19 protein-coding genes are annotated in these 21,514 nt (G+C 64.7%); 9 read left to right on the top strand and 10 right to left on the bottom strand.

The features are described 5' to 3' along the window. Positions 1 to 182 precede the first annotated feature (182 nt). Complete coding sequence (locus tag BLU17_RS06985) at positions 183 to 1,187, top strand: LysR family transcriptional regulator (protein WP_091995987.1); 1,005 nt, start codon at positions 183 to 185, stop codon at positions 1,185 to 1,187. A 186-nt stretch (positions 1,188 to 1,373) separates the two neighbouring features. After that, positions 1,374 to 1,649 carry a DUF4148 domain-containing protein gene (locus BLU17_RS06980; protein ID WP_091996075.1) on the top strand — a complete coding sequence of 92 codons (276 nt, stop codon included), beginning with the start codon at positions 1,374 to 1,376 and terminating at the stop codon, positions 1,647 to 1,649. A gap of 181 nt (positions 1,650 to 1,830) precedes the next feature. On the opposite strand, the gene BLU17_RS06975 is transcribed toward BLU17_RS06980, so the two are convergent. The 4 genes from BLU17_RS06975 to BLU17_RS06960 all read right to left on the bottom strand — a co-directional run bounded on the left by BLU17_RS06975 (position 1,831) and on the right by BLU17_RS06960 (position 5,722). Next, positions 1,831 to 2,736: a cation diffusion facilitator family transporter gene (locus tag BLU17_RS06975; protein WP_091995986.1), complete on the bottom strand. Its 906-nt coding sequence runs from the start codon at positions 2,734 to 2,736 to the stop codon at positions 1,831 to 1,833. Beyond that, positions 2,733 to 3,812, bottom strand: coding sequence for a selenide, water dikinase SelD (gene selD, locus BLU17_RS06970; RefSeq protein WP_091995985.1), 1,080 nt, complete (start codon positions 3,810 to 3,812; stop codon positions 2,733 to 2,735). Before selD ends, BLU17_RS06975 begins: the two co-directional genes overlap by 4 nt. 105 nt (positions 3,813 to 3,917) lie before the next feature. Continuing rightward, positions 3,918 to 4,691: an alpha/beta fold hydrolase gene (locus tag BLU17_RS06965; protein WP_091995984.1), complete on the bottom strand. Its 774-nt coding sequence runs from the start codon at positions 4,689 to 4,691 to the stop codon at positions 3,918 to 3,920. After that, the gene (locus tag BLU17_RS06960) at positions 4,688 to 5,722 is read right to left on the bottom strand and encodes a M14 family zinc carboxypeptidase (RefSeq protein ID WP_091995983.1); all 1,035 of its coding nucleotides are present in this window, start codon (positions 5,720 to 5,722) and stop codon (positions 4,688 to 4,690) included. The genes BLU17_RS06965 and BLU17_RS06960 overlap by 4 nt, the downstream gene beginning before the upstream one ends. A 320-nt stretch (positions 5,723 to 6,042) precedes the next feature. On the opposite strand from BLU17_RS06960, the gene phnC reads away from it, so the two are divergent. From phnC to BLU17_RS06940, 4 genes are all read left to right on the top strand, one after another. Next, positions 6,043 to 6,870, top strand: a complete 828-nt coding sequence (gene phnC / locus BLU17_RS06955) for a phosphonate ABC transporter ATP-binding protein (protein WP_091995982.1) — start codon at positions 6,043 to 6,045, stop codon at positions 6,868 to 6,870. Positions 6,871 to 6,929: 59 nt separating this feature from the next. Beyond that, positions 6,930 to 7,916 (top strand): phosphonate ABC transporter substrate-binding protein, encoded by a 987-nt coding sequence (gene phnD / locus BLU17_RS06950; protein WP_091995981.1) that lies wholly within the window; start codon positions 6,930 to 6,932, stop codon positions 7,914 to 7,916. Positions 7,917 to 7,966: 50 nt separating this feature from the next. Then, positions 7,967 to 8,800, top strand: coding sequence for a phosphonate ABC transporter, permease protein PhnE (phnE, locus tag BLU17_RS06945; protein WP_091996074.1), 834 nt, complete (start codon positions 7,967 to 7,969; stop codon positions 8,798 to 8,800). 225 nt (positions 8,801 to 9,025) lie between these two features. Then, the gene (locus BLU17_RS06940) at positions 9,026 to 9,862 is read left to right on the top strand and encodes an EamA family transporter (RefSeq protein ID WP_091995980.1); all 837 of its coding nucleotides are present in this window, start codon (positions 9,026 to 9,028) and stop codon (positions 9,860 to 9,862) included. 10 nt (positions 9,863 to 9,872) lie between these two features. Here the strand turns inward: BLU17_RS06940 and pdxR are convergent, their stop codons facing one another. After that, on the bottom strand, positions 9,873 to 11,486 hold the full coding sequence (pdxR, locus tag BLU17_RS06935) for a MocR-like pyridoxine biosynthesis transcription factor PdxR (protein WP_091995979.1): 1,614 nt from the start codon (positions 11,484 to 11,486) through the stop codon (positions 9,873 to 9,875). A 126-nt stretch (positions 11,487 to 11,612) separates the two neighbouring features. Between pdxR and gabT the strand changes: the two genes are divergently transcribed. Further along, entirely contained in the window at positions 11,613 to 12,905 is a 1,293-nt protein-coding gene (gabT, locus tag BLU17_RS06930) for a 4-aminobutyrate--2-oxoglutarate transaminase (protein ID WP_091995978.1), read from the top strand. A 137-nt stretch (positions 12,906 to 13,042) separates the two neighbouring features. Further along, a complete protein-coding gene (gene gabD, locus BLU17_RS06925; protein WP_091995977.1) occupies positions 13,043 to 14,494 on the top strand; it encodes an NADP-dependent succinate-semialdehyde dehydrogenase in 1,452 nt (483 codons plus the stop codon). 195 nt (positions 14,495 to 14,689) lie between these two features. Here the strand turns inward: gabD and pcaF are convergent, their stop codons facing one another. The 5 genes from pcaF to cyoA form a co-directional block, all read right to left on the bottom strand. Then, positions 14,690 to 15,892: a 3-oxoadipyl-CoA thiolase gene (pcaF, locus tag BLU17_RS06920; RefSeq protein ID WP_091995976.1), complete on the bottom strand. Its 1,203-nt coding sequence runs from the start codon at positions 15,890 to 15,892 to the stop codon at positions 14,690 to 14,692. 303 nt (positions 15,893 to 16,195) lie between these two features. Beyond that, a complete protein-coding gene (cyoD, locus tag BLU17_RS06915) occupies positions 16,196 to 16,516 on the bottom strand; it encodes a cytochrome o ubiquinol oxidase subunit IV (protein WP_091995975.1) in 321 nt (106 codons plus the stop codon). Continuing rightward, positions 16,517 to 17,128 carry a cytochrome o ubiquinol oxidase subunit III gene (gene cyoC, locus BLU17_RS06910; protein ID WP_091995974.1) on the bottom strand — a complete coding sequence of 204 codons (612 nt, stop codon included), beginning with the start codon at positions 17,126 to 17,128 and terminating at the stop codon, positions 16,517 to 16,519. Continuing rightward, positions 17,128 to 19,137, bottom strand: coding sequence for a cytochrome o ubiquinol oxidase subunit I (gene cyoB / locus BLU17_RS06905; RefSeq protein ID WP_091995973.1), 2,010 nt, complete (start codon positions 19,135 to 19,137; stop codon positions 17,128 to 17,130). The genes cyoC and cyoB overlap by 1 nt, the downstream gene beginning before the upstream one ends. A gap of 6 nt (positions 19,138 to 19,143) precedes the next feature. Beyond that, the gene (cyoA, locus tag BLU17_RS06900; protein WP_091995972.1) at positions 19,144 to 20,040 is read right to left on the bottom strand and encodes a ubiquinol oxidase subunit II; all 897 of its coding nucleotides are present in this window, start codon (positions 20,038 to 20,040) and stop codon (positions 19,144 to 19,146) included. A gap of 647 nt (positions 20,041 to 20,687) precedes the next feature. Between cyoA and BLU17_RS06895 the strand changes: the two genes are divergently transcribed. Continuing rightward, the gene (locus BLU17_RS06895; RefSeq protein WP_091995971.1) at positions 20,688 to 21,512 is read left to right on the top strand and encodes an IclR family transcriptional regulator; all 825 of its coding nucleotides are present in this window, start codon (positions 20,688 to 20,690) and stop codon (positions 21,510 to 21,512) included. The last annotated feature ends 2 nt before the right edge of the window (positions 21,513 to 21,514 follow it).

The following is a 21,514-nucleotide window of genomic DNA, read 5'->3' as shown; positions in this document are numbered from 1 at the left end:
GGCGCAATGCGCGAGAGTAGATTCGAATGGAACGAATTGTGGGTTCGGCAGACTTGCAAATAAATGCCTATAATCCGGCAACACAATTCGGCGCATCTGAACAATCTGTCTCTTCTTTTCGCGCGTGTGTTTTTATTCGAAGCGCCGCGCGGCGTGCGCCCGAATACTTTCGGAGAGTGGCAATGGACCGCCTTCAGGCCATGCAGGTGTTCACCCGCGTCGTCGATACCAACAGCTTCACGCGCGCAGCCGAAACGCTCGACATGCCGCGCGCCTCGGTCACGACGATCATTCAGAATCTCGAAGCGTTTCTCGGCGTGCGCCTCATGCACCGCACGACGCGGCGCCTTTCGCTCACGCCGGATGGCGCGGCGTACTACGAGCGCTGCGTGCGCATTCTCGCGGACGTCGAGGAAACCGAGACCACGTTCCAGGACCGCAACCGCAAGCCGCACGGCAAGCTGCGCATCGATATGCCAGGCTCGATCGGGAGACTTATCGTCATTCCGTCGCTGTGCGAATTCCACCAGCGCTATCCGGACATCGACCTGCAACTCGGGTTGAGCGACCGGCCCGTCGACCTGCTCCAGGAGGGCGTGGATTGCGTGGTGCGCGTGGGCGCGCTGCAAGACTCGTCGCTGGTCGCGCGGCGCATTGGCCTGTTCGAAGGCGTGTCGTGCGCGGCGCCCTCGTATCTGGAGCGCCATGGCACGCCGCAAACGCTCGAGGAGCTGGCCGAGCATCGCGCCGTAAACTATTTTTCGTCGCGCACGGGGCGCGTGATCGACTGGGCCTTTCTCGTCGACGGCAAGGAGGTGGAGATCAAGCTCAAGAGCATGGTCTCGGTGAACGACGCCGACGCCTATGTGACGTGCGGGCTCGAAGGCTTCGGGTTGATCCAGGGGCCGCGCTACATGGTGCTGCCGCATCTGAGGTCGGGCGCGCTCGTGGAAGTGCTGCCCGATTTCAAGCCGCTGCCCATGCCGATTTCGGCCGTGTATCCGCACAGCCGCCATCTGTCACCCAAAGTGCGCGTGTTCGTGGACTGGATCGCCGAAGTGTTCGACCGCTGCCCGCTCCTGAGCGGCCGCGCCTCGCTCGACAAGGCTTGCTCGCTGCGCACGCTCGAAGAGCGCGAAAACGCACCCGTGCTCGAAACGCCGATCATTTCGGAGTGGGCGGCCTGATGCGCTGACCGCCTCTCGAGCCGCATCCGCGAAGCGTTTTGCGGATGCGGCGCGGCGATTGTTCCGGATTCTCGACAATTGCTTTCGCGTTCCGGCCGTTTATCGCGAACGCTCGCACGCCTACATTTGCTCCTGTCGCCGCGGCACTGCTCGCGGCATCCATACGACAACCAGGAGCAGCAGATCATGAAACGCACTCTCGCAACCGCCGTTGGCGCCACGCTGGTTCTCTCGCTCGCCGCCAGCGCGTCGGCCTTCGCGCAATCGGATAGCAGCGCCCCGAAAACCCGCGCTGAAGTCAAGGCAGAGATCGTCGCCGCGTACCGCGACGGCACGCTGCCCGCGCTCAACAAGACGAGCTACCCCGAGCAAAGCCTGATCGGCCGCACGCAAGCGCAACGCCTCGCGTTGCAGGAAGGCCGCGCCAACAACGCCGCGCACGTCGCGCAGGCTGGCGAATAAGACCGAACGTGCATCGGCATTTCGACTGCGAAACGAGAAACGTAGGAGTCCAACATGAAGCCGACCGTACCATCCGAACTCGACCACTGGGACAACACCACGCCCGTGTGGACGCCGTTCCGGCATTGAAACAGACGTGAAGAAAAGCGCCCGGCGGTTCCGCGACCGTCGGGCGCCGGTTTTACCGGTTCACGAAATCGGGCTCGAAAAACACCCAGCGCACGACAGGAAAGCGCGCCTGCAGATCGGCTTCGATCTCGTTGATCGCCTCGACCATGGTGCGGCTGTGCCCGTATTCGAGCATTTCGCATTGCACCGCCACCATCACCTCTTTGCCCCATTGCAGGGTGATGAGGCTGATGATGCTGCGAATCTCGGGACGCGCGCGCAGAAACGCCTCGATTTGCTGGCGCATCTCGGGACTCGCCGATTCGCCCACGATCATCGACTTCACTTCGCGCGCGATGAACCAGGCGATCAACATCAGCAGCACGCCCACGCCGATCGAACCGCATGCATCCCAAACGGGATTGCCCGTGATGACGGTGAGCAGCACCGCCGCGAACGCAATGGCGAGACCCGCGAGCGCGGCGATGTCCTCGCCGGCCACGACGAGCAGGTCGGAGTCGCGCGTTTCGCGCGCCCACCGCCACAGCGATTTCGTGGGCGCGCCCTTGCGGATCTCGCGCATCGCGCCGTAAAGCGAAAACGCTTCGAGCGCCACCGATATGCCGAGCACGGCGAGCGCCACGTACACGTATTGCAGCGGCTCGCGCACGATCAGCCGGTGAACGCCCTCGTACACCGAAAACGCGCCGCCCACGAAGAACAACAGCAGCGCTACGAGCAGCGAATAGAAGTTGATCGCGCGGCCCGTACCCATGGGGTGCAGCGGCGTGGCCGGCTCCCGCGACTGGCGCAGACCGAAGAGCAATAACAGTTGATTGCCGCAGTCGGCCGTGGAGTGAATCGCCTCCGCGAACATCGACCCCGAACCCGTGAATGCCGCGGCCGCGTACTTGCAGATCGCAATGCCGAGGTTCGCGGCCAGGGCGTAAAAGATGGCTTTCGTCGACTCTCCGCTCATACGGCCTCGACGCGCGCCAGGCCTGCGCTCGACTGGCCGGTCATTTCGCCGATCACGCGCGCGTCGCCGAAGCCTTCCGCGCGGAAGATCGCCAGCACTTCGTCCACGCTTGCGGGCGCGCACGCGACAAGCAGGCCGCCCGAGGTTTGCGGGTCGGTGAGCAGCGTGCGCGCGCTTTCGGGCAGGCTGGGCGCGAGCGTGACGGCGTCGCCATACGAGGCCCAGTTGCGGCCCGACGCGCCCGTGTATACGCCCTCGTCGACGAACGTCTGCACGCCCGGCAGCCATGGCAGATCGGCATAACGCACGCGCGCGGTGAGATTGGCGCCGCGTGCGATTTCGAGCGTATGGCCGAGCAGGCCGAAGCCGGTCACATCGGTCATGGCGTGCACGCCGGGCAGTTCCGCCAGCGCCGCGCCCGGCCTGTTGAGCATCGTCGCGGCGGCCACCATGGCCTCGTAGCCGGCGGCGTCGAGCAGTTCCTTCTTGAGCGCGGCCGAAAGCACGCCCACGCCGAGCGGCTTGCCGAGCACGAGCACGTCGCCCGCGCGCGCCGACGCGTTGCGCTTCACGCGCTCGGGATGGACCACGCCGAGCGCCGCGAGCCCGTAGATAGGCTCCACGGAATCGATCGAATGTCCGCCCGCCACGGGAATGCCGGCCGCCGCGCACACGTCCTCGCCGCCGCGCAGCACCTGCGCGATCACGTCGTGCGGCAGCACGTTGATGGGCATGCCCACGAGCGCGAGCGCGAGGATCGGCTTGCCGCCCATCGCGTAGACGTCGGACAGCGCGTTGGTCGCGGCGATGCGGCCGAAATCGTAGGGGTCGTCGACGATCGGCATGAAAAAGTCCGTCGTCGCGACGATGGCCTGTTCGTCGTTGAGCTTGTAGACGGCGGCGTCGTCGGCGGTCTCGGTGCCGACCAGCAGGTTCGGGAACGCGGCGGTGAGCGGCGTGCTGCGCGCGAGCAGCGCGGAAAGCACGCCCGGCGCGATCTTGCAGCCGCAGCCGCCGCCGTGCGAAAGGCTCGTGAGGCGCGGCACGGCCGCGCCGATGGCGGGTTTGTCGTTCATGTCGGGAAATCGTCCTGAAAGTGCCGGATTAGCGTTCGTATTATGGGGCAATCGACGGATGGACGATGCGGGCCGCGCCCCGCGCCCGAGCCTTCGAAGCACGGCTCAGGCCCGGCTGGCCGCGGCGTTCGCGGCGACGTCGCCGGCATGCACGACGTCGGCGAGCCATTGGGGATCGTCATGCGGCAGATCGTGCCCGGCCCACGGATGTTCGGCGTGCGGCGCCCCCCACGCACGCGCGAGCTGCGCCGAGCAGACCGGATCGACGAGCCGGTCGCCGCGTGACGAGACCACGAGCACCGGGCAGCGCGGCGCGCCCCGCGCCCGGAAGCGCGCGGCGGCGGCTAGCTGGCGCAGCGCGTTCGCGCGGCTCACGCCCGCGCTGGCGCGGATCGCGCGCCATGTCTCGAGGTCGGCGGCGAGCGTATCGCGGCGCGCGCAGGTGAGGCCGTGGATCAGCATCTCGGCGATGCTCTCGCGCTCGCGGCCGTCCCAGTGGCGCGCCACGCGCACGAGCGCGGGCCAGGCCGAGGGCCGCAAGCGCTCGTGCACACGGCTATGCGGCCGCATGCTCGTGTTCACGAGCACGAGGCGCGCGATTTCGTCGGGGTAGCGCAGCGCCCACGCGGTCGCCACCATGCCGCCCAGCGACATCGCCAGCACGCGGTATGGCGCGCGCGCGCCGCGCCGCTGCGCTTCGATGCGCAGGACGTCCACGTAGGCATCGACCGCGAGCGGAGAGCGCACGTACGCTTCGGTGCCGTTGCCGGGCAGGTCCAGGGGCAGCGCGCCGTCGCGCGCGGCGAGCAGCGCGGCGAAGGCGCCCCAATGGCGCGATTCGCGCGTGAGGCCGCGCAACAGGATCCATGGTCCGCTCATGCGCCCGGCCTGCGATACCAGTGCCCGATCGCGCTTTGCAGGACCTGCTCGCGCGTCACGCCCTCGGGCAGCCAGCGCGGCGCGGAGTACGCCGCGCGCGTGAGGAACTCGAACAGGTTCGCATGGCGCCGCAAGACGCGCGCCGTGCGATGCTGCATGACCGGGTTGAACATGCCTTGCCGCGAAAAGATCTGCCGCGGGTTCTTCTTGATCCACAGCCACGAACCCAACTCGAGCGTGAGCGGCAAAAAAACGTTGCCGGCAGGCGCGCGGTCATACGCGCAGTCCCAGAGATCGCCGTGCAGCAGATACTGATGGCTCTGCGGCTCGAATGTATAGCCGTGGTGCGGATGCGCGCGCTCGAACATCGTCTTGAGCACGTACATCTCGGGCAGGTGGCGCATGAGCCGGCGTGTGCGCGCATACGGAAACCAGATGCTGTCGCTCCATCCATAGCCCGAATGGCAGTCGAGCGCGAACGAGAGCGGCCGGCGCGTGAGTTCTTCGTCGACGATCTTCAGCAGCGCCCTCGCCTCGATCTCCATGGGCGCGCCGCGCCGCCCGCGATACCACGGCAGCCACGACCCGACGCGCTGGCCACCAGCGAGAAACGGCACGCGCTCGTCGGCGTCCTGCGGCGCGTTGCGCATGAGGTCCACGCCGTTCGGATTCGCGCGCGTGGCAAGCCACATGCCGCCGGGATTGACGATGGGCGCGAGCACGATGCGCACGGACTCGAGCTGGCGCATGAGCAGTTCGTCCCACGCGAGCCGGCCCACCAGCGCGCGCATGTAGTCGAGCACGAGTTGCGAGCCGATGCGCTCGAGCCCGTGAATGCCGCCGAAAAACCCGATGGCGGGCGCGGCCGGATCGCGCGAACCGACCGCGGCCACGTAAAGCGGAAAAGTGCGGCCTCGCACTTCGACTTCGCCCTCGCTGCGAATGTCGAACCAGCGTGCGCCGGCATCGAGGATCGTCTTGAGATCTTCGTATTCCGCGAAGCTTTCGGGTAGGAAGCTCAGTGCCTGCATGGCGCCGGGATTCGTCGCTCGTTCGGATTGGAGCCGTCGTATGCGGCCGCATTGTCTACAACTGCCTGCGCGATCGTCACTGTGTCGGCAATAAGTCGGTAAAACCAGGGACAGCACGTGCGCTGCCCATCAATATAGCCGTTTCGCCTGACATTGCGCATGACAGATGTTTGCCGTCATGTATCTGTCACATCACGCGTGCCTTCGGCAGTTAAGAAAAAAAAGCGATTGGTGTAGTCGTCTAGACGTCGCGACACCTTCACTCAACCGTCACAGTCGCTTCCTAGAATGAGCCCTCGACTACACCGCGACGAATTGTTATGGACGCCATACGCATCGAACGCTTATCGAAAAGCTTCGACAGCAGCCGCAAGGCGCTCGACGAGATCAACCTGCGCATCGACGAGGGCGAGATGGTCGCGCTGATCGGCGCATCGGGCTCGGGCAAATCGACCCTCCTGCGTCACATCGCGGGCTTCACGCCTTCCGACCCGCAACCTTCGCGCATCGATATTCTTGGGCGTCCTATCCAGCAGGACGGACGCATCGTGCGCGAAGTACGCCGCATTCGCCGCGACATCGGCTTCGTGTTTCAGCAGTTCAATCTTGTGAATCGGCTCACGGTCGAAACGAACGTGCTGGTCGGCGCGCTGTCGCGACTGCCGCTGTGGCGTCGCCTGACGGGCCGTTTTCCGCGCGCGGAACGCGAGCTTTCGCTCGCGGCGCTCGGCGAAGTGGGCATCGCGCACAAGGCCGCGGAGCGCGCCGCGAATCTCTCGGGCGGCCAGCAGCAGCGCGCGGCGCTCGCACGCGCGCTCGTGCAGCGCGCGCGCCTCATTCTCGCCGACGAACCGATCGCCTCGCTCGACCCCGAATCGTCGCGCCGCGTGATGGACATGCTGCGCATGCTCAACCGCGATCACGGCCTCACGGTGGTCGTTTCGCTGCATCAGGTGGACATCGCCATGCAGTATTGCCCGCGCACCGTTGCGCTGCGCGATGGCCGCGTCGTGTACGACGGCCCTTCGTCCGCGCTCACGCCGGCGCTGCTGCAACAGCTTTACGGCGGCGCCGCGCGCGAATTGCTCGAACCCGATGCCGCCGCGCCGGCTATCCAGCGCTTCGGCGCGCAGCCACGCGCGGCCTGATCGATCACGCCACGCTCTTTTCAACCCGCAACGCTTTTCTCTCACCACGGACCGCCCACATGAAACTGCTCCGCTCCATGCTCTCCTGGTGCGCCGCCGGCACCGTCGCAGTGGCCTCGCTCGGCGCCGCGACCGCCCATGCGGAAGACCTCAACTTCGGCATCATCTCGACGGATTCGTCGGCGGTGCTCAAGCAGCGCTGGCAACCGTTCATCGACGACATGAACAAGCAGACCGGCCTGAACGTGAAGGCGTTCTTCGCCACCGACTACTCGGGCATCATCGAAGCGATGCGCTTCAACAAGGTGCAGATCGGCTATTTCGGCAATGCTTCGGCGATGGAAGCCGTGGACCGCTCGAACGGCGAGATCTTCGCGAAGGTGCTCTATGCGAACGGCGACACGGGCTACAAGTCGGTGCTCATCACCAACGTGAACAGCCGCGTGAAAAGCATCGACGATGTCTTCAGGAATACCAGGGATCTCACGCTCGGCTGGGGCGACCCCAACTCGACCTCGGGCACGCTGATTCCGGGCTATTACCTGTTCGCCCAGCACGGCGTTTCGGTGAACGCCACGAACTTCAAGACGGTGCTGCCGTCGAGCCATGAAGCGAACCTGCTCGCCGTGGTCAACAACAAGGTGGATATCGCCACCAACAACTCCATCGAGCTCGCCACGCTCCAGCAGAAACATCCGGACCGCTTCGCCCAGGTGCGCGTGCTGTGGACGTCGCCGCTCATTCCGTCCGATCCGCTCGTCTATCGCAAGGATCTGCCGGAAGCGACGAAGCAGAAGCTGCGCGACTTCTTCTATCACTACGCGAAGACCGATCCGCGCGAAAAGAAGATCATGGCCGACATCACCGGCTACGCCGGCTTCGCGCCCGCCACCGACGCCCAGTTGCTGCCGATCCGCCAGGTCGCGCTGTTCCAGCAGAAAGAGAAGATTACGGCCGACACGCATCTCTCCGACGACGACCGCAAGAGCCAGCTCGCGGCCATCGACGCAAAGATCGGCGCGCTCAACGCGTCCGCGAAGCAGTAATGGGCGCGATGGATTTCGACAGTTCACGCCTCGCGCCGCACGGCGAAGCCATGGCAAACGCCCCCGCGGCTTCGGCCACGACGGCCGCCGGGCCGCAAGCGGCGGCCGTCGCGGCAAGCGCGCGCGCAGGCAAGCGCAGCTGGTCCTCGCTCGTGCTCTGGGCCATCGTGTTCGTGCTGCTCGGCGTGGCGTGGCGCGGCGCCGACATGCGCCCGCTCGACCTCTTCTCCGACTCGGCAAATATGGGCACGTTCGCGCGCGGCTTCTTCCCGCCCGACTTCGCGGAATGGCGCACGTACGTGCACGAAATGTGGGTCACGCTCGCGGTCGCGTTGTGGGGCACGGCGCTCGCCATCGTCTGTGCGGTGCCGTTCGGGCTCATGTCGGCGCACAATCTCGCGCCCGCCTGGGTCCTGCATCCCGTGCGCCGCTTGATGGACGCGTGCCGCGCCATCAACGAGATGGTGTTCGCGATGCTGTTCATCGTGGCCGTGGGCCTCGGACCGTTCGCGGGCGTGCTCGCGTTGTGGGTCCATACGACTGGCGTGCTCGCGAAGCTCTTCGCGGAAGCCGTGGAGGCCATCGACCCGCGCCCCGTCGAAGGCGTGCGCGCCACGGGCGCCTCGCCGCTAGACGAGATCGTCTATGGCGTGCTGCCCCAGGTCATGCCGCTGTGGATTTCGTACGCGCTCTACCGGTTCGAGTCGAACGTGCGCTCGGCGATGGTCGTGGGCATGGTCGGCGCGGGCGGCATCGGCGTCGTGCTGTACGAGGAAATCCGTTCGTTCGATTATCAGCAGACGAGCGCCGTGCTCATCATGGTGATCGTCGTGGTCACGGCCATCGATCTCATTTCCGCGCGACTGCGTGCACGCGTGATCTGAAGCAGGCCCCTGAAGTCTCCTCCTTTTTCTGCGCCCCGCCCGCCGCGCGAGTCGAACCAGAACCCCAATAAGCCCGGCTCGCCCGTCGCTCGCCCCTCTTTTCTGGCAATTTGTGGCGATTTGTGGCAATTGTGCGCATTCGGTGGAATAATCGCTCCCTTGCGGTCACCGGTCACGCCATACAGCAGGCCGCCCGTCTTCCAACCGACTCGATTCGCAATCGCAATGGCCAGTTTCGTCGTCATGCTGGTCCTGCTCTCGGCGCTCATGCACGCGAGCTGGAACGCCTTCCTTCATCTTTCGGGCGACCGCCTCTGGCTGCTCGGCATGTTCTCGATTCCGTACCTCGTCGTGAGCGCGATAGCCGTGTGCGTGCTGCCGCTGCCCGCGCAGGCGAGCTGGCCGTATATCGCGGTATCGGCGGTACTGGAGTTCGCGTACTGCTTCACGCTGATCCGCGCCTACCGCAGCGGCGACTTCGGGCAGATCTACCCTATCGCGCGCGGGCTCTCGCCCATGCTCGTATTTGCCGGCGCGCTCGTATTCGCGAGCGAGCAGTTGCATGCGCTCGCGGCCACGGGCGTCTCGCTCGTCTCGCTCGGCATCATGTCGCTCGCGTTCCGGCGCGGCATGCGCTTTTCGGGCGAGAGCGTGCCGTATGCGCTGCTCACGGGCCTTTTCATCGCGATGTACTCGGTCGTCGACGGCCTTGGCGCGCGCCTTGCGGGCAATGCGCTCAGCTACATCATGTGGGTGTATCTGCTCTGGAACGTCCCGCAGTTTCTCGTGGTCTGCAAGCTGCGCGGCGGCGCGGCGCAGATGTTCCCGTCGAAATCGGCGGTCGCGCGCGGCATGCTCGCGGGCGTGCTCGCGCTCACGGCTTACTGCCTCGTGATCGAGGCGTTCCGGTACTTGCCTATCGCGATGGTGTCCGCGTTGCGCGAGCTTTCGTCGATATTCGCCGTGCTGATCGGCTGGCTCTTCATGAACGAGAAGCTCACGGCGCGCCGCATGGTGGCCTGCGCGCTCGTCACATGCGGAGCGGTGCTGATCCGGCTTTAGCGTGCAGCGTTCACGTGAACGCGGGCAACGTCGAATCGATGGCCTCGGCCAGCGTCTCGAACGCGGGCGCGATCTCGTCGTCGGGCACGCACGCATAGCCGATCAGCAATCCCGGGTTCGCGCGCTCGCGCGACGCGTAGTACCCCGAAAGCGGCCGCACCACGATATTGCGCGCCAGCGCGGCCTCGGCCACGGCGCGGTCGTCGCCGCCTTCGGGCAACTGCATCACGACGTGCAGACCCGCGTCGCCGCCCATTGCGGGCAACGCGTCGCCGTAGCGGCGCGACACGGCGTCGAGCAGCACCTGGCGCCGCTGGCCGTAGAGCGCGCGCATCTTGCGGATATGCGAGGTGAAGTGTCCCTCGGCGATGAATTCCGCGAGCACGGCCTGCTGCAGCAATTGCCCCTCGCGATACAGCTCGGCGCTCGCGGTCGCGAAGCTTTCCGCGAGCGACTCGGGCGCCACGAGATAGCCCACGCGCAGCCCCGGAAACAGCGTCTTGCCGAAGCTCCCCACGTAAATCACCTGCCCCGCCGTATCGAGCCCCTGCAACGACGCGAGCGGGCGGCTGCCATAGCGGAACTCGCTGTCGTAGTCGTCCTCGATGATCCAGCACTGATGCTGGCGCGCGTACTCGAGCAGCATGCGGCGGCGCGCGAGGCTCATCACCATGCCGAGCGGATATTGATGCGAAGGCGTGACGAGCATGAGCCGCGGCGGCGGCGCGGCGAAATCGGCGGGCGAGGGGTCGAGGCCCTCGCTGTCCACGGCGACCGGCCGCATGTTGAGGCCGGAAACGTGCAGCACGCTGCGCACGCCCCAGTAGCACGGGTCTTCGGTCCAGATGGTGTCGCCGGGGTCCGAGAGCAGGCGCACGGCGAGATCCACCGACTGGTGGATGCCCGTCGTGATGATGATCTGCTCCGGCGAGCAGCGCACCGAGCGCGAGGTGCGCAGATAGTCGGCGAGTACGTGGCGCAGCAGCGCGAGGCCGCCGCCGGGCGCGTAGGTCAACAGGTCGGGACGCAGGCTGCGCCAGTACTTGTTGTGCAGGCGCGTCCAGACACGCGCCGGGAAGCGCGAGACGTCGGGCACGCCGGGCATGAACGCGCCGCCCTGGCGCTTGGAGACGCCCGCGCCCGCAATGAGGCGGGTGCCGCGCGCGGAAAGCGCACGCGCCGTGACGCGCGGCGGACTGGCGGCGGCGACCGCCGCAAGACCGTCCGCCGCGGACGCCGCCTGCACGACTTCGCTGTTAGTTGCGCTTAAGCCGACAGCCACCGCGGCTCCTGTATCGCCCGATTTTTTTGTGGTTCCCACGGAGCCAATCTCCGCCGCCCCGACGATTTCATCCGGCGACGTGTCGGCCACGAAGGTCCCGCGCCCGGTCGCCGACGTCACATAGCCTTCGAGCACCAATTGCTCGTAGACCTGCGTGACGGTATTGCGCGCGATGCCCAGTTCGGCCGCGAGCAGCCGCGACGACGGCACGCGCGCGCCCGCCGGCAACTCGCGCGAAAGGATGGCCCGCTGCAGCAGCTTGTGCAACTGCCGGTAGACCGGCTGGGCGCTCCCGCGGTCGAGCCGCTGGGCCAGCCAGTCGGAAAGAACACTCGCGCGCATCGAAATTGGCTCCTAAATATTGCACTGAATGGCTCTGAAATTTAGAGCCAAACGTGAGTATAGTCGCGGCATGGACTGCTTGCCGGTCCACCAGCCAACCGAGAACCGACACTGATCCCGAAGGAGATGAACGTGAGCAAGAACGCCGATCTGCTGAGCCGCAAAAACGCCATTACCCCGCGCGGCGTGGGCGTGATGTGCGACTTCTACGCCGAGCGCGCCGAAAACGCCGAGCTGTGGGATGTGGAAGGCCGTCGCTTCATCGACTTCGCAGGGGGCATCGCCGTGTGCAATACGGGCCACCGCCATCCGAAGATCGTCGCCGCGATCAAGGCCCAGCTCGACCGCTTCACGCACACCGCGTACCAGATCGTGCCCTACGAGTCGTATGTCTCGCTGGCCGAGAAGGTCGCCCAGCGCGCGCCGGGCAGCTTCGCCAAGAAGGCCGCGTTCTTCACGACGGGCGCCGAAGCCGTCGAAAACGCCGTCAAGATCGCGCGCGCCCATACCGGCCGTCCGGGCGTCATCGCCTTCGCGGGCGGCTTCCATGGCCGCACGCTCATGGGCATGGCGCTCACGGGCAAGGTCGCCCCGTACAAGCTCGCGTTCGGCCCGTTCCCGGCCGACATCTACCACGCACCGTACCCGAACCCGATTCACGGCATCAGCACGGCCGACTCGCTCAAGCACATCGAGATGCTGTTCAAGGCCGACATCGACCCGAAGCGCGTCGCCGCGATCATCTTCGAACCGGTTCAGGGCGAAGGCGGCTTCTACCAGGCGCCCGCCGATTTCGTGCGCGGCCTGCGCAAGATCTGCGACACGCACGGCATCCTCCTGATCGCCGACGAAGTGCAGACGGGTTTCGCGCGTACCGGCAAGCTGTTCGCCATGGAGCACTACGACGTCACGCCCGACCTCATGACGACCGCCAAGAGCCTCGCGGGCGGCATGCCGCTTTCGGGCGTGGTGGGCCGCGCCGAAGTCATGGACGCGGCGGCGCCCGGCGGCCTCGGCGGCACGTATGCGGGCAACCCGCTGGCGGTGGCGTCGGCGCACGCGGTGATCGAGATCATCGAAGAAGAAAAGCTCTGCGAGCGCGCGACGAAGCTCGGCGACAAGCTCAAGGCCAAGCTCAGCGCGTTGAAGGCCGAAGTGCCGCAAATCGCCGACGTGCGCGGCCCGGGTGCGATGAACGCGGTCGAGTTCTGCAAGCCGGGCACGAGCGAAGCCGACGCCGACTTCACCAGGCGCGTGCAGACCGCCGCCTTGAACCGCGGCCTGCTGCTGCTCGTGTGCGGCGTGTACTCGAACGTCGTGCGCTTCCTGTTCCCGCTGACGATTCAGGACAACGTGTTCGACGAAGCGCTTGCGATCCTCGAAGAGTCGATCAAGGAAGCCGTGGGCGTACCGGCTTAAGCCGCCGGCGCGTCGCTTTTAGCAGGTACCGCTGGCCCGCTTCGCGCGGGCCATCCTCGAAGCGGCACACCGGCGTTTGCCGCTGTGCCGTTCGTCGTTCTAAACGAATCGAATCAACGCCTATCTGGAGTTCAGGCATGAACCTGAAAGACGCATCGCTGCTGCAGAACAACGCCTTTATCAACGGCGAATGGCAAGGCGCCGACGACGGCGCCACGCTCGAAGTGAAGAACCCGGCTACCGGCGCGCTGCTCGGCACCGTTCCGCGCATGGGCGCGGCCGAAACGCGCCGCGCGATCGCCGCTGCGAACGCCGCATGGCCCGCATGGCGCGCGAAGCCCGCGAAGGAGCGCAGCGCCGTCCTGCGCAAGTGGCACGACCTGATGGTGGAAAACGCCGACGACCTCGCGCTGATCCTCACCACGGAACAAGGCAAACCGCTCGCCGAAGCGAAGGGCGAAATCGGCTACGCCGCCTCGTTCCTCGAATGGTTCGCGGAGGAAGGCAAGCGCATTTACGGCGACACGATTCCGACGCCCGCGAACGACAAGCGCATCGTCGTGACGAAGGAGCCCGTTGGCGTGTGCGCCGCGATCACGCCGTGGAATTTCCCCGCCGCGATGATTACGCGCAAGGTCGGCCCCGCGCTCGCAGCAGGCTGCCCGATCGTTCTCAAGCCCGCCGAAGCCACGCCGTTCTCGGCGCTCGCGCTAGCCGTTCTTGCCGAGCGCGCGGGCGTGCCGAGCGGCATCTTCAGCGTCGTGACCGGCGACCCGAAAGCGATCGGCGGCGAGCTCACGAGCAATCCGACCGTGCGCAAGCTCTCGTTTACGGGCTCGACGCCGGTGGGCCGCCTGCTGATGAGCCAGTGCGCCTCGACGGTCAAGAAGGTCTCGCTCGAGCTGGGCGGCAACGCCCCGTTCATCGTGTTCGAAGACGCCGACATCGACGCGGCCGTTGCGGGGGCCATCGCCTCGAAGTATCGCAACAGCGGCCAGACCTGCGTCTGCACGAACCGGTTCTACGTGCACGACGCCGTGTACGACACGTTCGCCGCGAAGCTGCGCGACGCCGTGGAAAAACTCAAGGTCGGCCTCGGCACCGAGACGGGCGTGACGCAAGGCCCGCTCATCAACGAAGCGGCCGTGCTGAAGGTGGAATCGCACATCGAGGACGCGCTCGCCAAAGGCGCCCAGGTGCTTACGGGCGGCAAACGCCACGCGCTCGGTCATGGCTTCTTCGAGCCGACCATCCTCACCGGCGTCACGCCTGCGATGAAGGTCGCGCGCGACGAAACCTTCGGCCCCCTTGCGCCGCTGTTCCGCTTCTCGTCGGATGAGGAAGTGATCAGGATGGCGAACGATACCGAGTTCGGACTCGCCGCCTACTTTTACAGCCGCGACATCGGCCGCGTGTGGCGTGTGGCCGAAGCGCTCGAATACGGCATGGTGGGCATCAACACCGGCCTGATTTCGAACGAAGTCGCGCCGTTCGGCGGCGTGAAGCAGTCGGGCCTTGGCCGCGAAGGCTCGCACTACGGCGTGGACGACTACGTGGTAATCAAGTACATGTGCATGGCCGGCATGTAAGCGGCAAGACGAAGGGCGGCCGTCCTCACGGGCGCCCGCGCGGAAAAGCCAAAGCCGGTGCATGGCGACGATGTCGCGATGCACCGGCTTTTTCACGCGCACTCACTGCGGAGCACTCCATCGCGCAACACGCCCCTCAAAAAAGCAGTGAATCACCACGACCCCGAGGCTTTCGAGATTCAGAGCGAATAACAATCAAACCCGCTCGATGGCGAGAGCAATCCCTTGCCCCACGCCGATACACATCGTGCAAAGCGCGAAACGCCCCTGTGTGCGATGCAGTTGATACATAGCCGTAGTCACGAGCCGAGCGCCGCTCATCCCAAGCGGATGCCCGAGCGCAATAGCGCCGCCGTTAGGATTGACACGAGGATCATCGTCGGAGACGCCGAGCATCCGCAGCACGGCGAGCCCTTGCGAAGCAAATGCTTCGTTCAACTCGATAACATCGAACTGATCGATGGTCATGTTCAGGCGCGCAAGCAGCTTCTGGGTAGCTGGCGCGGGCCCGATGCCCATCACACGCGGCGCGACGCCCGCGGTCGCCACACCGAGCACCCGCGCACGCGGCACGAGCCCAAAGCGCCTCGCGTTCTCCTCGTTGGCAAGCAACAGCGCACAGGCGCCGTCGTTCACACCGGAGGCATTGCCGGCCGTAACCGATCCATCGGCCCGCACCACGCCCTTTAGTCTTGCCAGCGTATCAAGACTCGTCTCCCGCGGGTGCTCGTCGCGCGAAACGACAACCGGATCTCCCTTCTTCTGCGCAATGGTGACAGCGACGATTTCCTGCGCCAGCGTGCCATCGGCCTGCGCGCGCGCCGCCTTCTGCTGGCTGCGCAGCGCAAACGCATCTTGATCCGCGCGGCTCACGTTGTAATCGCCGGCGACGTTCTCCGCCGTTTCCGGCATCGAGTCGACGCCGTACTGCTGTTTCATCAGCGGATTGACGAAGCGCCAGCCGATTGTCGTGTCGTAGATCGCGGCGTCGCGCGAAAAGGCGCTTGCGGACTTGCCCATGACGAAAGGCGCGCGACTCATGCTCTCCACGCCGCCCGCGATCATCAACCCCGTTTCGCCGGCCTTGAGCGCACGTGCGGCAATGCCCACCGCGTCCATGCCCGAGCCGCACAGCCGGTTCACCGTCGATCCCGGCACCGCCTGCGGTAGCCCCGCCAGCAGCGACGACATGCGCGCGACGTTCCGGTTGTCTTCGCCCGCCTGATTCGCACAGCCATAGACGACGTCGTCGATCGCTGTCCAGTCCACGTCCTTGTTGCGCTCCATCAGCGCCTTGAGGGGAACGGCGCCGAGGTCGTCGGCGCGAACATGGGCAAGGACGCCCGCGTAGCGGCCGATAGGCGTGCGAATCGCGTCGCAGATGAAGGCTTCCGTCATGTGAGTCTCCTTTCGATCGCACGCGGCCTGTAAGCAGCTTCACGCGATCCCATGCAAAGATGATTGAGATTGACTGGCTGCGCGGGCGAAAAGAAGGGGAATCGACCGCGCGTCCCGATGCGATATGTTCGACTATCGAACCAATGATCGACAAACGAACTTTTGGCGCCCATGATAGGCGTCGCGCGGGACGGGTGTCAAGCGTACCGACCATGCGCCAGAAATGAAAAAGGCCGCACAGGACGAGAGTCCGTGCGGCCTTCGTATGCACAGGCGCGCGAGGCGCGCCCGCGCAGCAGACGCTTAACGCGACATCATGAGCATGCCGACATTGTGCATGACCCACATCGTGCCGAAGATCAGGAACGCGGCAGCCAGCACCGTGTACGCGAGCGAGAGCACGTTCCAGCCCTGCCCCGGCGACATGTTCAGATGCAGGAAGAACACGAGGTGCACAACCACCTGCACGAAAGCGAGCACCGCGATCACGATCAGGGCCGTGGTAGTGTCAAGCGCGCCGTGCAGCACGACGCCGAACGCGCCGGCCGTGAGGAGCACCGAAAGGATGAAGCCCGCCACATAGCTGCCAAGGCTGCCGTGGGACTCCGCATGAGTATGAGCCATTTAGAGCACGCTCCCCAGATAGACAAAAGAAAACACGCAGATCCACACGACGTCGAGGAAGTGCCAGAAGAGGCTCAGGCACGTGAGACGGCGGACTTCCTGGTCGCCTAGCTGCGGTGCGCGCAGCACCTGGAGCATCATCACGAGCATCCACAGGAGACCGAAGAACACGTGCAGGCCGTGCGTCGCGACGAGCGTGAAAAACGACGAGAGGAACGCGCTGCGTTGCGGACCGGCGCCGTCTGCGATCAGGTGCGAGAACTCGCGCAGTTCGAGCCCAAGGAACGACGCACCCAGAATGAAGGTGACAGCGAGCCAGCCGAGCACGACACCATTCTTGCGCTGTTGCGCGCCGAGCATCGCGAAGCCGTACGTGATGCTCGAGAGCAGCAGCACGGCCGTTTCGAGCGCGACGCCCGGAACGTCGAACAGGTCCTTGCCGGTGGGGCCGCCAGCGAACTGGTGGCTCAGCACGCCGAACGTGGCGAACAGCGCCGCGAACAGCACGCAGTCGGTCATCAGGTAGATCCAGAAGCCGAATACCGAGTGCGATTGCGGGTGATCGTGATGATCGATTTCGGCGAGGGTTGCCGCATGGGTTTTCTGTAACATCAGATTGCCTCCTCGGCGACCAGATCACGCTTAGCCGCGGCCGCGCCGGTGCCGAAGCGCCGTTCCTCGATCTCGCGGACCTTGGCGGCCGGAATGTAATAACCGTCGTTGTTGCCGAAGCTCTTGAGGATGACCGTCAGCGCGACGCCAACGAACCCGAGCACCGCGAGCCACGTGATGTGCCACACCGCCGCGAAGCCCAGCACCAGGCTGAAGATGCCGACGAAGAAGCCCGCCGACGTGTTGGACGGCATATGGATGTCGCTGTATTTCGCGAGGAGGCCAGGACCGCGGCCCGCTTCCTTCATGTGCGCGAAGACGTCGATCTCGTCCACGTGCGGGATGACGGCGAAGTTATAAACCGCCGGCGGCGACGAGGTCGACCATTCGAGCGTGCGTCCGTCCCAGGGGTCGCCGGTCACGTCCTTGCATTCCGCCTTGTTGCGGTTCACAAAGGCCATCACCCACAGCAGAACCTGGAACACGATACCAACCGCGATGATCGCTGCGCCGATCGCGGCAACGATGAAGTACGGATGCCATTCGGGCACGTCGTAGTGATTCGTGCGACGCGTCGCGCCCATGAAGCCGAGCACGTAGAGGGGCACGAAGGCCACGTAGAAGCCGATGAACCAGCACCAGAACGACGCCTTGCCGAGCTTCTCGCTGGGCTTGATGCCGAACACCTTCGGGAACCAGTACTGCAGGCCTGCGAGGTAGCCGAACACCACGCCGCCGATGATGGCGTTATGGAAGTGGGCAATCAGGAAGAGCGAGTTGTGCAGCACGAAGTCCGCGCCCGGGATCGCCATCATCACGCCGGTCATGCCGCCGATCGAGAACGTCACCATGAAGCCGATGGTCCAGAGCACCGGCGCGGTGAAGTGAACGCGGCCGCGGTACATCGTGAACAGCCAGTTGAAAATCTTCACGCCCGTTGGAATGGCGATGATCATGGTCGCGATGCCGAAGAACGCGTTGACGTCTGCGCCCGAGCCCATCGTGAAGAAGTGGTGCGCCCACACGAGGAACGCGAGCACCATGATCGCACACGAGGCATAGACCATCGTCTTGTAGCCGAACAGCGGCTTCTTGCAGAACGTGGCCATCACTTCCGAATAGATGCCGAACGCAGGCAGCACGAGGATGTACACCTCGGGGTGGCCCCACGCCCAGATCAGGTTCAGGTACAGCATGGCGTTGCCGCCGGCGTCGTTCGTGAAGAAGTGCGTGCCGACGTAGCGGTCGAGGCCGAGCAGCGCCACCGCGACGGTGAGGATCGGGAACGTCGCCATGATCAGCACGTTCGAGCACAGCGCCGTCCACGTGAACACCGGCATCTTCATGAGCGACATGCCCGGCGCGCGCATCTTGAGGATCGTGACGAAGAAGTTCACGCCCGTAATCAAGGTGCCGACACCGGAGAGCTGAACCGCCCAGATGTAATAGTCGACCCCCACGTCCGGACTGAACTGCAGTTCGGAGAGCGGCGGATACGCGAGCCAGCCTACCTTCGCGAACTCACCGACCACGAGCGACAGGTTGATGAGGATTGCGCTGATCGCCGTCATCCAGAACGAGAGCGAGTTCAGGAACGGGAACGCCACGTCGCGTGCGCCGATCTGCAGAGGCACGACGAGGTTGAAGAAGCCGACCATGAGCGCCATCGCCATGAAGAAGATCATGATGACGCCGTGCGCCGTGAAGATCTGGTCGAAGTGATGCGGCGGCAGATAACCGGGCGAATGGAACGCCATGGCCTGCTGGATACGCATCATGACCGCGTCGGCGAAGCCGCGCACGAGCATGAGCACTGCCACGATCATGTACATCACGCCGATGCGCTTGTGGTCCACGCTCGTGAGCCACTCGGTCCAGATGTACTTCCACTTGCCGGTCACGGTAACGAAACCGAGCACGCCGATGACGATCAGCGCCATGAACGCCGCGGCGCCCATGATGATGGGCTGATCGAACGGAATCGCCTCTAATGTAAGTTTGCCGAACATGCCTGCTTACCCCTTGGTCACACACGACGGGTCACTGAAATTCGTGACGTGGCCGTTGTTGTACTTCGCGATGATGTTATTGAAGAGCTTCGGATCGACCGTCGAGAAGTACTGAACGGGCGCTTTCTCCTGCGGCTGCGAAACCGTTGCGTACTGATCCATCGAAAGCTGCGTCGATGACGCCTTCACCTTCTGCACCCACGCGTCGAAGTCCTTCTGGCTCGTGGCGAGCGTGCGGAACTTCATGTCCGAAAAGCCCTTGCCGCTGTAGTTCGACGAAAGGCCATCGAAATCGCCGGCTTCGTCGGCGATCAGATGCAGACGCGTTTGCATGCCCGCCATGGCGTAGACCTGCGTGCCGAGCTGCGGGATGAAGAACGAATTCATCACCGAATCGGACGTGATGCGGAAGTTGACCGGCGTGCCGACCGGCACTGCCAGCTGGTTCACCGAGGCGATGCCGAGGTCCGGGTAGATGAAGAGCCATTTCCAGTCGAGCGCGACGACTTCGACGTTGATGGGCTTCACGCTCGACTCCAGCGGCTTGTACGGATCGAGCTCGTGCGAGGTGCGCCACGTGAGAATGGCGAGGAAGAGAATGATCGCGGCAGGAATGGCCCAGACCACCACTTCGATCGCCGTGGAATGGGCCCACTTCGGCGCGTAGGTCGCGTTGCGGTTGGAGGCGCGATAGCGCCACGCGAACAGGAGCGTCAGGATAATGACGGGCACCACGACCAGCAGCATGGCCCATGTGGCCGTGGCGATGAGCGATCTCTCGGCCATGCCCACGCTGCCCTTCGGGTCCAGCACGGCAAAATTGCCGCTGCACCCCGCAAGAGAAACGAGCAGCCCACCGCCGAGGGGGATTAACCACCTTTTAAAGGCTTTCCTGTCTTTCATGTTTGCCTGTTTTCCGTTGTCCACCAAAAACGCCTCACACCCAACACATTTGCATCGCAAATTCGCCACGCAAAATGCACCCGTATCGTATTCAGCGCGAATTCTACGGAAAGGACCAATCTCAAAATTTGATCTTTGCTAAGGAATCACTAGCGGGTCCAGGCTCATCCAGGCAAGCGCGGCGGAAAGCCGCAATTATCTTTCTATAAGCTTTCATGCCCGTGGATGCTCGTTGCGGGGCGCATTTTGGGCCGGCGGATTGGCGTGCGCAAGCGATGAGAGGGAACGATGGTGCCGACGAACCCGACTGGGCAAACGGAAGAAAGTGTCGCGATTCGTTCGAATGCCGGCACATTTTATTTTTTCTTTTAATTTCTCCGGACACCGATAATTAGCTATATACAACCAATCCTTTCGTCAATTTTTTCGGGCTAGATTTAATTGACTGATATCAATAACTGAACGCAAATTGGTATCGTGCGCATATATGCCGCATGAGCTGTCATGTCGTTCGATTGAGGCTCGAGCGGGCGCGCGCTCTCCCAGATTCGCGCCGATCCCACCCCCGCCACTTGTTGGCGAAATCGATCGCTTGCGTTATCTTGATAGGTTCTTCAAGCGCCGCAGCAAGACCGACCGTCACGCCCATGAATTCTGCTTCCCGTGCCTCGCCAGACCGTTCCGCCGAACCGCAGGAGATTCCCGAAAAGCCGGGCGACTCCTATGTGCAGTCGTTCGCGCGCGGGCTTTCGGTGATCCGCGCGTTCAACGCCGAGCATCCCGAGCAGACCCTCACCGACGTCGCCGCCGCGACCGGCCTCACGCGCGCGGGCGCGCGCCGCATCCTCCTCACACTGCAGACGCTCGGCTACGTCGAAGCCGAGGGGCGGCTCTTTCGCCTCACCCCGCGCATTCTCGACCTCGGCTTCGCATACCTCACGTCGATGCCGTTCTGGAACCTCGCCGAGCCGGTAATGGAAGAGCTCTCCCAGGAGGTGCACGAGAGCTGCTCGGCGGCCGTGCTCGACCGCACCGAAATCGTCTACGTGCTGCGCGTGCCCACTCACAAGATCATGACGATCAATCTTTCGATCGGCAGCCGCCTGCCCGCTTACTGCACCTCGATGGGGCGCGTCCTGCTCGCGTCGCTCGACGACGCCGCGCTCGACGAAACGCTCGGCTCCACGCCGCTCTATGCGCACACGGCGCGCACGGTCACCGATATCGGCGAACTCAAGAAGATCATCGCGCAGGTGCGCCAGCAGGGCTGGGCCATCGTCGATCAGGAACTGGAAGGCGGCCTCATCTCGATCTCGGCGCCGATCCGCAATCGGCAGGGCCGCGTGATCGCCGCGATGAACATCAGCGGCAACGCGCAGCGCACGTCGGCGAAGCAGATGGTGAAGACCTTTCTCGAGCCGCTTCAGCAAGCCGCGGCGCGCGTGTCCGGCATGGTCGCGCGACGCACCTGAGC

The organism is Paraburkholderia lycopersici (assembly GCF_900096975.1).
GTDB classification, from domain to species: Bacteria; Pseudomonadota; Gammaproteobacteria; order Burkholderiales; family Burkholderiaceae; genus Paraburkholderia; species Paraburkholderia lycopersici.
Note: the sequence above shows the minus strand (reverse complement) of the source record. Positions and strands in the feature narration are given on the sequence as shown.